The sequence below is a fragment of the Ruania halotolerans genome (genome assembly GCF_021049285.1).
In the GTDB taxonomy this organism is placed as follows: Bacteria; Actinomycetota; Actinomycetes; order Actinomycetales; family Beutenbergiaceae; genus Ruania; species Ruania halotolerans.
Genome location: NZ_CP088017.1, coordinates 4,043,922 through 4,057,621 on the forward strand (window position 1 = coordinate 4,043,922; position 13,700 = coordinate 4,057,621).

Annotated in this window: 9 protein-coding genes; 2 read left to right on the plus strand and 7 right to left on the minus strand. The window is 67.4% G+C overall.

Going from position 1 to position 13,700, the window contains the following annotated elements:
- Nucleotides 1–137: 137 nt before the first annotated feature.
- Nucleotides 138–5,366 (plus strand): bacterial Ig-like domain-containing protein, encoded by a 5,229-nt coding sequence (locus LQF10_RS18310; RefSeq protein WP_231065262.1) that lies wholly within the window; start codon nucleotides 138–140, stop codon nucleotides 5,364–5,366.
- Nucleotides 5,367–5,453: 87 nt separating this feature from the next.
- On the opposite strand, the gene LQF10_RS18315 is transcribed toward LQF10_RS18310, so the two are convergent.
- Nucleotides 5,454–6,377 carry a Ppx/GppA family phosphatase gene (locus LQF10_RS18315; RefSeq protein ID WP_231065263.1) on the minus strand — a complete coding sequence of 308 codons (924 nt, stop codon included), beginning with the start codon at nucleotides 6,375–6,377 and terminating at the stop codon, nucleotides 5,454–5,456.
- Between the two features lie 313 nt (nucleotides 6,378–6,690).
- On the opposite strand from LQF10_RS18315, the gene LQF10_RS18320 reads away from it, so the two are divergent.
- Complete coding sequence (locus LQF10_RS18320; protein ID WP_231065264.1) at nucleotides 6,691–7,149, plus strand: nitroreductase/quinone reductase family protein; 459 nt, start codon at nucleotides 6,691–6,693, stop codon at nucleotides 7,147–7,149.
- An 86-nt stretch (nucleotides 7,150–7,235) separates the two neighbouring features.
- Here LQF10_RS18320 and LQF10_RS18325 read toward each other — a convergent pair whose 3' ends face one another.
- The 6 genes from LQF10_RS18325 to LQF10_RS18350 form a co-directional block, all read right to left on the minus strand.
- Nucleotides 7,236–8,228 carry a hypothetical protein gene (locus LQF10_RS18325; RefSeq protein ID WP_231065265.1) on the minus strand — a complete coding sequence of 331 codons (993 nt, stop codon included), beginning with the start codon at nucleotides 8,226–8,228 and terminating at the stop codon, nucleotides 7,236–7,238.
- A gap of 115 nt (nucleotides 8,229–8,343) precedes the next feature.
- Entirely contained in the window at nucleotides 8,344–9,459 is a 1,116-nt protein-coding gene (locus LQF10_RS18330; RefSeq protein WP_231065271.1) for a glycoside hydrolase family 172 protein, read from the minus strand.
- Entirely contained in the window at nucleotides 9,456–10,298 is an 843-nt protein-coding gene (locus LQF10_RS18335; protein WP_231065273.1) for a carbohydrate ABC transporter permease, read from the minus strand. The genes LQF10_RS18330 and LQF10_RS18335 overlap by 4 nt, the downstream gene beginning before the upstream one ends.
- Nucleotides 10,298–11,197, minus strand: coding sequence for a carbohydrate ABC transporter permease (locus LQF10_RS18340; protein WP_231065275.1), 900 nt, complete (start codon nucleotides 11,195–11,197; stop codon nucleotides 10,298–10,300). Before LQF10_RS18340 ends, LQF10_RS18335 begins: the two co-directional genes overlap by 1 nt.
- A gap of 1 nt (nucleotide 11,198) precedes the next feature.
- On the minus strand, nucleotides 11,199–12,512 hold the full coding sequence (locus LQF10_RS18345) for an ABC transporter substrate-binding protein (RefSeq protein WP_231065278.1): 1,314 nt from the start codon (nucleotides 12,510–12,512) through the stop codon (nucleotides 11,199–11,201).
- An 87-nt stretch (nucleotides 12,513–12,599) separates the two neighbouring features.
- Nucleotides 12,600–13,643, minus strand: coding sequence for a LacI family DNA-binding transcriptional regulator (locus LQF10_RS18350; RefSeq protein WP_231065280.1), 1,044 nt, complete (start codon nucleotides 13,641–13,643; stop codon nucleotides 12,600–12,602).
- Nucleotides 13,644–13,700 lie beyond the last annotated feature (57 nt).

Here is a 13,700-nt window from a genome sequence, read left to right on the forward strand (position 1 = left end):
CGTCCGACCTGGTGCCGACCGGCGCCCGCATCACACCACGACTGATCGATTCTTGATCGATTCGTCGTCTTTGCTTGTTCTGATCGATTCGTCGTGCTTTCATTCACGTCGTAGTCACGGCACAGCAAAGGAGCACCATGCCCTCGACGTCGAGCGCGTCCACACCCAGCCCAGGCACCACCACCGGGCGAGCCTCCCGCCCCGGATCGTCACCATCGCGGTACGCCGCGATGGCGACGCTGATGATCGGCGCCCTGGCCGCCACCTCAGCAGTGACGGCGGCACCTGCCGCTGCGGCACTGCCGGAAACGGTCCCCGCGGCCGCCTACCTGGGCGCCGATGACGCAGCCGAGACCTCGCTTCCCGCGACCGTCTCGGACGGCACTACCGACCACGCCGTCAGCTGGGATGTCGACGCCGACATGTTCGCCGTGCCGTACAGCACCGTCGAGGTGAATGGAACGGTCGACGGCGAGTCGATCACCGCCGTCGTGGAGGTCATTCCCCCGGCCGAGCACCCGCTCGCCTACTTCGTCGACGCCGGCCACGGCGGCGACTCGCAAGACCGGTGGTACTCCTCAGGTGGGACGACCTCCCAGGCGTTCACCGCCGTCGGAACCCTGGCAGCGGACACGCTGCTCAACACCGCGCCGGACCAGCCGTTCGACCCGGAGAACCCCACGTGGGGCTACCTCTACGAGAACCCCACCGACTACAAGATCTCCGTTCCAGGCGGCGATCCGGCCGAAGGCACCGACCTGTCCGCGCTCGGGAAGGACGAGCTGGGGGTACGCACGAACAGCGACCACCTCACCTTCGGGCTCGCCCTCGATCCGGGCACCTACACGCTGACCAGCGGCTTCTACGAGTTCTACGCCGCCGGGAACAACCGGTTCCGTCAGATGGACCCGACCCTGACCTACACCGTTGACGGTGACGCCCAGTCCCAGACGCTCGACCGGATCGCGTTGAGCACCTCGGCCAACCAGGCGGAGCCGATCCAGAACACCAGCGCCTTCACGATCCCCGCGGGCGCGAGCGATCTCACGCTCTCCTATGCCCAATCCGGCGGTGAGGGCCCGATCCTCAGCTGGTTCGCGATCGCGGCAGGTGACGCCGAAGAAGTCATCGACGACGCACTGAGCGGGGACGAGTCCGATGCGGTCGAGGTGACCATCGATGCCGCCGACATCCCGGCGGACAACGTCAACGGACTCACCTTCAAGGGCTTCGGGACTCTGAGCGCGAACAGCACCAGCGCCGTGCTGCTCGACTCCAAGTCCGAGCACCCGCAGGCCTACGCCGAGCTCATCCGGACCCTGTTCGGCGGTGAGCACCCGATCATGAATCACGTCAAGATCGAGATGGGCAATGACCGGAACAACTCCACCGGCCCCGATGTGGCCACGATGCGCACCGCGGACGAGCCGGCGAACGTGACCCGGCACCCGGGCTTCCAGCTCGCCGCCGACGCGCTCGCCGTGAATCCGGACCTGCAGGTCTCCATCCTGCGCTGGACCGAACCCGGCTGGGTGGACAGCAACGACGACATCTACACCTGGTACACCAACACGATCCTGGCCGCCTACCGCGAGTACGGCTACATGGTGGACTACGTGAACCCGGGCGTGAACGAGCACAGCGCCGATCTGGCCTGGACGCAGGAATACGCCGAGCGGGTGCGCACCGACACCACCGGCTACATCAGCGACGACCCGGCCTTGGCCGGATTCCGCGACGGAGAGGCCGAGCTGTTCCACCAGATTCAGGTGGTCATCGCCGACGAGGTGGGCGTGGGGACCTTCGGCGACGAGCTGGTGGCCGACGCGGCTCTGCAGGAAGCGGTCGACGTGGCCGCCTACCACTACAGCCCCAACGATGACGGGAACGGCAACTTCACCCGGCTCGCTGAAGAGTTCGACATGCAGGTGTGGAACAGCGAGGCGCAGGCGACCTTCTCCAACACCGCGTTCCGGCCGAACAACAACACCGCCGACCCGACCGTGGCGGGGACCGGGATCGGCGGGCACATCAGCTCCCTGGAGATGGCGAACACCATCGTCAAGGGCTTCGTGAACTCGCGCCGGAGCCACTTCATCTACCAGCCCGCCATCGGATCCTTCTACGAGGGTGGTCAGTACTCGTTCAAGGAGCTGGTCAGTGCCCGCGACCCGTGGTCAGGATGGATGCACTACGACGGCGGCCTGGCCGTTTTGCAGCACTTCTCCAGTTTCGCCGTGACCGGTTGGGAGAACGAGGACAACACCGCTGGGATCTGGCGCGGCGTGCCCGAGGCAAGCGCCGCCGGCGCGACCGGGACGAACCCCGTGGTGGGCCGCAACGGCGCACCGAACTACCTCACTCTCGCCGCCCCGGACGGTTCGGACTTCTCCACGGTGATCGTGAACGACTCCGAACAGACCCTCACCTACCGCCTGAACCCCGAGGGCTTCGGACTCGACGGCGACGCGCTGGCCGTGTGGGAGACCCGCGCGGCCGGGGACGGCGAGGCGTTCAACGCCCACTACAAGCAGCACGTTGGCGACGTCACCCCTGACGGCGGAGCGTACGTCGTCGAGATCGCCCCGTTCTCGATGACCACCGTCACCTCCCTGGACGTGACCGGAGACGAGGGGTGGACCACCCCGCTGCCGGTGGAGAGCGAGCGCACCGTTCTGGACGCTGGGCTGGACTCCGGTGAGGGCGTGCTGTGGTCGGATGACTTCGACTACACCGAGCGCACCATCCCGCAACTGACCGCCGAGGGCCAGGTGAGCACGCAGACCGACGCGTTCGTCGAGGCTCGCGGAGGCGAAACCGGAGCGATCCCGCTGTTCACCTGGGATCGCAACGGCGCCTTCGAGGCCTACCTCGACGGTGAGGAGTGGGTGCTGCGTCAGCAGGTCGACACCGAGGCGACCGGAGTGGGTGGCGCCTGGAACGGCGGCGACCCGATCACCGCTATCGGGGACCGCCGGTGGACGAACTACCGCGCCACGGTCGACGTGCGCTTCGAGCGGGAGACCACCGACGGCAACTACGCCGCCGTCGGCGCCCGCTCCAGTGGTGGCGACAACTCCCAGAGCCTGAACACCACCCCGTATGTGCTCCGGCTGGAACGAGACGGCGGCTGGCAGTTCCTGCGGATGGGCACGGTGACCGAGTCCGGTTCGATCGGCGACATCGGGGCTGAGTGGCACGAGCTGTCCCTGCAGGTGGCCGGTGACCAGATCACCGGCTGGATCGACGGTGAGCAGGTGGTCGACTGGACCGACCCGGCGCCTATCGGGTCCGGGTGGGTTGACCTGGCCAGCGGCTTCCACCACACCCAGTTCGACAACCTGTCGATCGAGCAGGTCGAGTCCTATCTGCCCTACTACGGGGGGTACCTGGACAACCTCGAGATGACCGATCTGAGCGACCCGCCGGCCACCCAGCTGGCCTACTCCGGCAGCTGGAACCACGCCGTCAGCGGCAGCATGTACGAGTACCAGCGCTCCACCTCCCGCACGTCCGAGGCGGGCGCACGCATGGGGTACACCTTCACCGGATCCGGGCTGGACGTGCTGGGCGTCAACGACGGTTCCGCCCGTCTGGAGGTGCGCGTGGACGGTGAGCTCGTCGAGCCCGCTGCCCGCACGCAGGCCAGCGGTCAGTTCGAGCAGACGTACGTGCTGCGCGGGCTCGCCCACGGCGAGCACACCGTGAGCCTGGAGGTCCTCTCCGGTTCCCTCACCGTCGATGCCGTGGCGATTCACGACGGCGTCCCTTCCGTTCCCGCGGACGTCACCCAGCTGGCCGAGGTGCTGGAGGCCGCCGAGCAGATCGAACGGACGGACGACTTCACCGATGCCGGCTGGGAGGCACTGCAGAACGCCATCGCCTCCGCCGAGCAGGCGGTGACGGACCCGGCCGGGTACGGCCTGGACGCCGAGGGCGCCACCCAGCTCGCGGACCGGTTGCGCGCGGGCTCGGCCCCGTTATGGGATCAGATCGTCTCCGTGGAGGACGTCCGGGTGGCCACCCTGGTGGGGGTCCAGCCGGAGCTGCCGGAGACGGTGGCGGTGACGTTAGTTGACGAGAGCACCCGGGAGATCGCCGTCGAATGGCCGGCCGACGTCAACGTCAGCGAGGCGTGGGCAAGCGCTACGGTGGCCGGCCAGTACGGGGGTGCAACCATTCCCGCATTCGTGGAGGTGATCCCCTCCGGTGTGGTGGCGTTCGCCGACATCAACGGCACCGAGGGCGGCTCACTCGGCTACACCTCGCCGTCATACGAGGTCATCTCGGACTCGGCCGAGCTGGTGAACGAGACCCCGGACCAGCCGTTCGACGGCACCTGGGGCCATGCCGGGCAGAACAGCGGCGGCTCCGAGGAGGTCAACTTCAAGGGCATCGTGGACGGCGACTACAGCAAGCTGACCACCACCGGGATGTACACCTCGAACGCTCAGGGCTCACAGCTGTCCTACACCTTCACGCTGCCTGCCGGCGACTATGAGCTGGCGGCCGGCAGCCACTCCTGGTGGGCGGACAACGCGCGCACCGCGGACGTGGTGCTCAGCTACGACGGCGAGGAGCACGTGGTCGACTCGGTCACCCTGGACTCGGGATCGCCCAGCGCCCTGCTGGCCTACGACGTCGAACTTGAGGCAGACGGTCCGGTGACGCTGACGTTGCGCAATACCAGCAGCCAATCGCCGATGCTGAGCTGGGTGGGCGTGGCACGCGCCGAGCCGACGCTCACCGGGATCGAGGTCACCTCACTCCCCGACCGGGTGGAGTACACCCAGGGCGAGGAGCTCGACCTGACCGGACTGGAGGTGACGGCGTCCTACTCCGACGGCGTGCAGACGGTGTTGGACAACGACGCGCTGGCCGTGACCGGGTACGACCCGGAAACCCTCGGCGGGCAGGAGATCACCGTGCTCTACACCGAGACCGCGCCGCCACTGCACACCCGGGCGGTCGGGGACGTGGCCTCGGCGACGTTCGAGGTGACCGTGGTAGCGACCGATGCCGGTTCCGACGCCGGGGCTGATGGCGCCGACGGCGGATCGGATGGATCCGACAGTGGCGCCGACGGCGGATCGGATGGTTCTGATGGAACCGACGCTGGGTCCGCTGCGGATGGGTCCGACGGTTCCGACGACTCGGTCGGCTCAGGGAACGACAGTTCCGCCGGCTCCACCTCGAGTGAGGCCGCAGCAGATGGCGACGGGTCCGGCTCCGATGGCGGCCCGTCGACCGGCGGTGACGAGCTGCCGGTGAGCGGGGCGACGGTCGGAATCGCCATCGTGGTGGCGATCATGCTCCTGTTCGGTGGCGTGGTCCTCGTGGCACGGCGCCGCGGCTCGGCCGGATGAGCCACACCCGCTGAGGCGACGCGACGGTCATGCGTCGAGTTGGCGCAGGTATGCTGCCCAAGCTCGACGCATGGCCGTCGATTCGGCTCAGAGGTGATCGAGGCGTCGCAGCAGTGCCCCCTCCCGCAGCGCCCACGGGCAGATCTCGATACGTTCGATCTCGAGGGCACGCAGCGTCTCCACCGCCACCACCGCACCGGCCACGATCTGGTAGGTCCGCTCGGGCGTGACGCCGGGGAGCTCGATCCGCTGCTCGGCGGGGATCTTGGCCAGCCGTGGCACCCAGTCCTCGAGCTGGCTGGTGCTCATCTGCCACCGCTCGTCGGGCCCGTAGCCGTTGACCGACATCCCGGCCAGGCGAGCCAGGGACCGGAAGGTCTTCGAGGTGGCCACCACATGGTCGGGGGCGGATCGGGCTGTCACGCGAGCGACCAGCGGTCTGAGCTGACTGCGCACGGCTGAGCGCAGCGCCTTGAGCTCCTTCTTCTTGGGGGGATCGCTCTCGAGGTACGCCCGGGTGAGCCGGCCGGCACCGAGCGGGACCGACTCGGCGACGTCGGGAATTTCGTCGATCCCCGCCGCCACCTCGAGTGAGCCTCCGCCGATGTCGAGCACGAGGAGTTGTCCGGCACCCCAGCCGTACCAGCGGCGGGCGGCGAGGAACGTCAACTCGGCCTCCTCGGCTCCGGAGAGCACTTGGAGATCGCCGTCCAGCCGGGAGCGGATCTCACTGAGAATCTCCTCGCCATTGGTCGCTTCCCGGATGGCAGAGGTGACGATCACCAACGTCTCGTCCACTGCGTGGGTGCGGGTGACATCCATCAATCCGTCCACGGCTTCCACCAGGGCGGCCCGTCCCTCCCCCACGATCTCGCCATCGTCGGAGAGGTAGCGCATCAGCCTCATCGAGACGCGCTCGTCCACCTCCGGGATCGGCCGGGCGCCGCGAACGACGTCGAAGACGAGCAGGTGGATGGTGTTCGAACCTATGTCGAGAACGCCGAGTCGCATCCGGTCATCGTACGGATGCAGGTGCACCCCACGCCGGTCAACGGTGTCATCCGTGCGCGACGGGCGACTACCCGGCCAGCTGGGACTCGCCGCGGCGTCAGGTTGACGACGACGCCGACCGCGGTCGATTTCTTCTCACATTGTCAGGAGACGTACTGACGCGATGGCGGCGTCTGCGTCGTACACTCGCGCTGTGGGGCGAGTGACTCGATACGTCTCCGCCTCCACCGACCAGATCGGCCTTTCGGCCGATGCGCAAGGGCCGCCGTCGTTGGCATGATCGAGGCGACACCTACCCGCCGGAGCCGTCCCGATGCCCAGCAAACCCTTCGTCCCGCCACGCTGGTTCGTGCAAACCGCGTGGAAAGTGCACCGCGCGATCGCACGCCGCGGCCCGGGCCGCGGCCTGTGGGAACCAGGGCAACGCAACGCCTGGGGCGCCCTGGCACTGACCACCCTCGGGCGCCGGTCCGGGCAAGCACGGACGGTGATCGTCGGCTATCTGACTGATGGGGATCGGCTGCACACACTCGCCATGAACGGCTGGGGTGAAGGGCACCCGGCGTGGTGGTTCAACCTCCGCGCCTTGCCGGAAGCCACCATCACCCTGCCCGACGGATCAACCCGGGCCGTGGTCGCACACCGCGCAGCAGGTGGCGAACGCGAGCGACTCTGGGCGCAGTGGGGCGCTCTTGTGCCGGGCCTGGACGGGCTCGCCGCGGGCCGGAGCACTCCCACTGACGTTGTGATCCTCACACCGGCGGCACAGTGACCAGCGTGCCAGCTGATCGGAGGATCACCGCACGAAGGTGGCTCGCACCCCGATGAGGGTGTGCAAGCCACCCGCGCGATGTCAGATCAGCCGATATCAGCTGCCCCGGCCCGGTCAGCGTCCGTCTGGGCCTGCTGCTTGCGCTCGTCGATCCGGTCCTGGAGAGCGTCCACCCGCGGGGACTGCTCCTGCTGAGCACCGCGTGCACCGCGCTCCAACGCCGACGCGTCGTTCCACTCCGCGTAGTCGCCCACGATCCCCTCACGCACCGAGATCGCCGCGCCCACCTGCGCGACTGGACTGTTCTGCTGCAGGCTGAGCCGCCCGTTCACGATCACGTCATTGACGTAGACACCTCCGGTGTTGCCGGCGGCGGTGACGTTGCCACCCCAGTAGGAGCCGCCCGCACACGGGTATGCCGGACCGTCGGAGCCGACCTGCACGAGGCCGGTGTTGTCCCGCAGAACGCCGACGCCCTGCACGGTGGTCTGGCACATCAGGCTGCCCTCGGAGGTGCCCAACACGCGCACGTCGCCGTCAACGAAGCTTGCGTACAGATCGGTGTAGCGCGAGTCACGCGAATTCACCGAGCCCGTGATCTCGGACTGGTCCACGAACACCTCGCCCCCGCGGGCCACCAGGTCCCCACTCAGGTCCGCGCCGATCACCACAGCAAAGGTCGCGGCGGCAGCGTCGGTCTGACGAACCAGGACCCGACCCTGCACGGCACTGTCCTCAACAAGTCCGCCGAACGCATCCCGGAGCACCAGTTCGCCCGCGACGCTGCTATCGACGAGCTCAACATAGGCATCCGCGGCACCGACGATCCGGCCCTCGACCGTGACCTGATCGGCAATCAGATCGGCACCCGGTGCCACGCGCACATCTCCGGTCACGGTTGTTCCGGTGAGCACGCACGCCTGCCCTGCGGGGACCACGAGATCCCCGGGAACGGTGACGGCTCCACCCTCGCCCACGCACCGCGTGGTCAGTGCGGCGCTCGCGGGCGCGGCAGTGAGCAGGGCAGTGGAAACAATCAGGGCGGTGGTCGTCAGCGCCCCAGCAACGGACTTCTTCATCGGGTCCCCTTCGTGGATCAGCAGTGGTCCACCGGCATCTCGTTCGCACCGGTGAGGTTCACCTAACCAGAGGAAGCGCCCGCTGAACAGAGGTCCAGCGATCTGGTGTGCAGTCCTACCGCGGCGAGCGGTCACGAGCACCAGGCAGCGGACGGACGCCAGGCTCGCCGATCTGGTACCAGTACGCGACCGTCGCCACGTCGTCGCTGCGCTCGAACAGCCCGAAGTCCCAGGCCCCGATCTGCTGCAGCGTCACCCGGATCTGTTCAGCGAAGTAGATCGGGTCCGGCAGATGCCACCGGTACAGCCCGTGCATCGGCAGCGCCTCGGTGGAGAAGTCCGACGCCTTCGAGGAGTCCCGGTGCGCGTGCTGGGGGTACCCGTGGTAGGGCGCCGAGAAGGTCACGATCTCCGGTTCGCTGGACCGGCGCAGCTCGTCCTGGAATGCCCACGCACCGCCGGCATAGTCCTCCAGGCCGGTGCTGCACAGCGAGGGCAGCTCCCGATCGCCGTCCAGGTAGAACTTCACCTCTCCCTCGCCCCACCAGTAGCGGTGCAGCGAGGTGAGCCCGACGAAGGTGCCCACGTAGGTGCCAGTGCCATGGACGCCGTCGAGGATCACATGGTCCTCACCGAGGGGCGTGGTGCCGTTCGATCGGCGCCACTGAGCATGGAAGTAGCCGGCGTCGTCCCCCACCTCGTCCCCCGTGGTGTAGTCCACCTGGTAGAAGACCCCCGGCACCACGCCGCCGTGCTCGTTCACGAGCTCGATCCGAGCCCGCGATCGGAACGGCATCGGGAAGTAGCTGTTCATCCCTCCGGTGGGCGCCACCACGATCGGCTCGGAGGTCACGAGCGCGCGGGCGGCGAACCCATTACAGAAGAAGTCACCGAGCGGTACCTCCACAGCTGGGACGTCCCTGCCGTCCCAGGTGAACCGCAGCACTAGATCCCGCAGCACGAACGGACCGGCAGCGGTCCGGTCCGGCACGGTGATCCAGATGTGCCGGATCACGCCTGGCCCGGCGATGTCGGCGAGTACGGCGGTCTCCCCCGCGGGAAGGTCGAAAGCCGGGCTCCCCTTCCGGCCGGGCCCGAGAGCCGACGCGGCCTGCGCCGCCTGCCCAGGCGCGCCGGTGGGGTTCTCAGCATTGATGGAGTGGGACCGGACCCCACGTGGCGGGGTGGTGACGTGGTTCCACGAGAACACAGACAGCTCCTTGTCGCTCATTTGATCGCACCAGCGGTCACGCCGCGGCTGAGGGTGCGCTGGAAGATGAAGAAGAAGATCAGCGTGGGCAGCAGCGAGAGCAGCGACCCGGCGTTGATCACCGTGATGTCGATGGTGTGCTGCCCACGCAGTGTGGACAGGGCGATCGGCACCGTCTGCGAGGACGGGTCACCGAGCAGCACCAGCGGGATGTAGAACTCGTTCCACGTCCAGATGAAGAAGAACACCACGAGCACCGAGAGCGTGGGCCGCAGCACCGGGGTGATCACCTTCCACAGGATCTGGAACCGGGTGGCGCCGTCGATGGCGGCCGCCTCCCGCAGTTCCTTCGGCACCGTGCCCATCACGCTGGAGAGGATGTAGGTGCCGAACGCGGTCTGGAACACCGTGAACACGATGATCACCGACCAGATCGTGTTGAGCGTCCCGGTGGCCTGCGCGCCGTAGAACAACGGATAGATCAACGCCTCATGCGGCAGCATGGTCGCCACCAGCAGCAGGGCAACGATCGCCGTAGAACCCTTCACCCGGCCCACGCCGATCCCGTACGAGGCGAGGAGGGCGAACACCACCCCGCCGAAGGCGACCACTGTGGAGATGACCACGGAGTTGCCGAGCGCCACGAGGAAATCGACCCGGCCCAGGTATCCGGCGAACGCATCCAGGGTGAACTCGGCCGGCCAGGCGAGCGGACCGCGCGTGGAGTAGTCCGCCGTCGTCTTGAATGCGTTCAGCACCAGCAGGGTGAACGGGCTGAGCATGAGCAGGGCCACGGCGATGGCGCCGGCAAGCACCAAGTAGTCGCGCACATCCCGGCGGGACGTTCCGATCGCTGCCATCAGCCCGCCTCCTGTCTGTCAGCGTGCCGTTGCCAGAGCAGCAGCCCGAGCGCGACGACGAAGATCACCGCAGCCATGACGGTCGAGATGGTCGCGCCGTACCCCACCCGGGAGAGCTCGAAGAAGTTCCGGTAGGCGTAGTAGGAAGGCACCACGGTCGATCCCTCCGGCCCGCCGGCGGTGAGGATGAGGATCGGGGCGAATACCTTCAGTGCCGCCACTGTGGCGGTGAGGGTCACCACGAAGCCTTCGGGCCGGATCTGCGGCAGGGTGATCGCCCCGAACCGGCGGAACCACCCGGCGCCGTCCAGTGCGGCCGCCTCATGCAGCGACGGGTCGATCCGTTCCAACGCTGCCATGAAGATCACCGTCGGATAGCCGATCTGCAACCAGACCAGCACCAGCATGACGGCGTACAGCGCCAGGTCAGGATCACCCAGCCAATCGGGTGCTTCCGTCACGCCGACCGTGCGGAGAAGGACGTTCAGGGAGCCGTCCCGACTGGCCAGGATCCAGCTCCAGATGAACCCGGCCACGGCGATCGGGAGGATCTGCGGCAGGTAGTAGCTCCCGCGCAGCACGGCGATGGCCGTCGGTCCGAACTTCCTCGCCAGATGGTCGAAGAGCACAGCGGCGAGGACCACGCCGATGATCGTGGGGATCACCGTGACGGCCACGATCATCGCAAGGGAGTTGCCGAAGGAGTCCCAGAAGGCGCCATCGGCGAGCAGCCGGCGATAGTTCTCCAGGCCCACCCACCGCATCTCGGACTGGCCGCCGCGCCAGCGGTGCAGGCTGATCGCCACGTTGGCAACGAACGGCAGCACGATCACGGCGGCGAACAGCAGCAGAGCGGGGGCGAGGTACCACCCGTATCCGAGGTCGATGCGTCTACGCACGTCAGCCACCTGAGGTGAACTCACGGCCGTCGTCGTAGAACTCCTGGAGCGCCGCGAGGTACTCGTCGGCTGTCTCATTCCCGTTGGAGATGGTCTGCATGTGGGTCTGGATGAAGTCGAGGAACCCCGGCACCGGGTAGTCCGGGTAGAAGCTCAACCTGTCCTCGACCGCGAGCTGGTCGAATCCGGCGGTGTACTCGCGGACCAGGTCGTCGGAGATCTGCGACGTGTCGCCGGCGAGGGGCAGCCCGCCGTTCTCGCCGATGAGGTTCTGCACCTCGTCCGAGAGGGTGATGTCGATCCAGTCGTAGGCGAGGTCGACGTTCTCGGCGTTGGCAGGGATGCCCCAGAGGTGTCCGGAGGAGCCCATCACGTGCTGCGCTCCCGGCATCGTGAAGTAGCCCCACTCAAAGTCGGCGTCGGTGCGAATCCGGTCGAAGGCGCCCTGGTTCCACATGTACATTGCGGCCTCACCGCCGAGGAAGCTCACCTGGGCCTGTTCGTAGCTCAAGCCGCCGAGGTCCGCACCGAGGTAGCCGGCCTCGGTCCACTCCTCAAAGATCGAGGTTCCCTCGGCCCACGGCCCGCTGGAGAAATCCACATCCTCACGCAGGAACATGAAGTCGTCGATCTGCTCACGGTCGGCGAGCGCCGAGACGAGGCTGTACCAGATCCACATCTGGTTGAAGCCCTGGCTGGTGGAGGCCGAGCTGGCGATCGGGGTGTGCCCGGCATCCTGGAGCGCGACCATCGCAGCCTCGAGCTCGTCCAGGCTCTGCGGCACCTCGATCCCGGCCTCGGCGAAGATGTCGGCGTTGTAGTACAAGGTGACGTACTCGCCGATGTTCGGAATGCCATACCACTCGCCGGCGCCGGCGTTGCCGTTCTCGTCATACTGGGCGAAGGACGCCATCGAGCCGGTGATCACTTCGTCCCAGCCCCGGGCAGCCACCTCGTCGGTGAGAGGCAGGAGCAGACCCTGGGAGGCGAGCTGGCCACCGTCGGCGTTGCCCTTGTTGAACTCGACCACGTCGGGCACGTCGTTGCCGCCCAGGGTGATCGTCGCGTTCTGTCGCATGGCGTCGAAGCTGGTGGTCTGGTAGTCGATGGTGACGTCCGGATGCATCTCCTGGAAGAGCTCCATGGCAAGAGCCCAGCCCTGGCCTTGAGCGGAGTTGGGGTCCTCGTACTGCAGAACGGTGAAGGTGCGATCCGTTTCCTCCGCGGATCCGCCGGAGCACGCGGCGACGGCCGTCATGGACGCCGCGGCGACTGCAGCGATCGCGACGCGGACGAAGCGTGAATGAGTGGACATGGTGATGTTCCCTCCATTGGGTGTGGGGTATCGACCGAACCGGTGGGTCCGGCTCGGGTGTGGTTCGCTGTGGGGGTCTTGGGCGGGTCAGGGGGCGGGCGACGCAGTAGCCACCGATCCTCGTTCCACGAGTGGGCATGGCATGAGGTACTCGACTCCGTCAACCGGCCCGGAGTCAGACATCCGGCGAATGGCAGCGGCGGCGGCCCACGCGCCCATCGGTCGATGCGGCAGCTGGATCGTGGTCAGGCCCGGATCGAGGGCGTCTGCTACCGCCTTCTGGTTGTCGAACCCGACCACAGAGAGCTGGTGAGGAACAGCCAAGCCGAGCCGGTTCGCCACCTGGTAGCAGGCCATAGCGAGCGAGTCCGAAAAGCAGAAGACCGCCGTCGGCCGATCGGGCCGATCCACCAATTCCCCCGCGGCCGCGGCGCCCTCGAGGGTCGACGGGCCCGGTGCGTATCGCTCGAGTGCAGGATCCGGCGCAAGTCCCGCCTCTTGGAGAGCACGGCGGTACCCGGCTCGCCGTTGATCGGCGGCCACGAAGCGCGGATCGGTCACGCCGAGGAATCCGATCCTTCGATGACCGACCTCGATCAGATGATGAACAGCCGCGTAGGCCCCGCCGTCCTCGTCCGGCACCACCGAGTCAACGGGATGATCAGGATCGGAGTCCGCGGGCGGCTTGGCGTCCAGGAGCACCACCGGAAGGCTGCGCGGGGCGAACGGCATCTGGACCTCACGGTGGAAGTCTGCGGCGATGATCAAGGCCTCGATGTTGCGCTGCATGAGTGCCCGTACCGCTGGTGGCTGCATCACGGCGTGGTGGTCGACGTCGATGGCCATCAGGAGATAGCCCTCGGCCCAGGCTGCCTCTTGGGCACCGCTGAGCATCTCCCCACTGAACGGGCTGCTGGCGAGACCGTCCGCGAGAAGTCCGAGGGTCTGGGACTGCTTCGTGCGCAACCCTCGCGCAAGCATGTTCGGCACATATCCGAGCTCGGCTGCCACGGCGCGAATCCGCTCGGCGACGGCAGAGTTCACCCGGCCGCTGTCACGGTCGTTGAGGACAAGAGACACAGCAGATGGCGAGACGCCGACTTGGTCGGCGATGTCCCTGAGTGTCAGCACGATGTCTCCTTCGTCAAACGTTTGCCGTGACCGTAGAAAGGTCAATCGTGTTGACGC

Coding starts and splice junctions, on each gene's coding strand:
- LQF10_RS18325 (WP_231065265.1), bottom strand. CDS start 8,228: ATGAAGAAGTCCGTTGCTGGGGCGCTGACGACCACCGCCCTGATTGTT.
- LQF10_RS18345 (WP_231065278.1), bottom strand. CDS start 12,512: ATGTCCACTCATTCACGCTTCGTCCGCGTCGCGATCGCTGCAGTCGCC.
- LQF10_RS18330 (WP_231065271.1), bottom strand. CDS start 9,459: ATGAGCGACAAGGAGCTGTCTGTGTTCTCGTGGAACCACGTCACCACC.
- LQF10_RS18320 (WP_231065264.1), top strand. CDS start 6,691: ATGCCCAGCAAACCCTTCGTCCCGCCACGCTGGTTCGTGCAAACCGCG.
- LQF10_RS18315 (WP_231065263.1), bottom strand. CDS start 6,377: ATGCGACTCGGCGTTCTCGACATAGGTTCGAACACCATCCACCTGCTC.
- LQF10_RS18310 (WP_231065262.1), top strand. CDS start 138: ATGCCCTCGACGTCGAGCGCGTCCACACCCAGCCCAGGCACCACCACC.
- LQF10_RS18335 (WP_231065273.1), bottom strand. CDS start 10,298: ATGGCAGCGATCGGAACGTCCCGCCGGGATGTGCGCGACTACTTGGTG.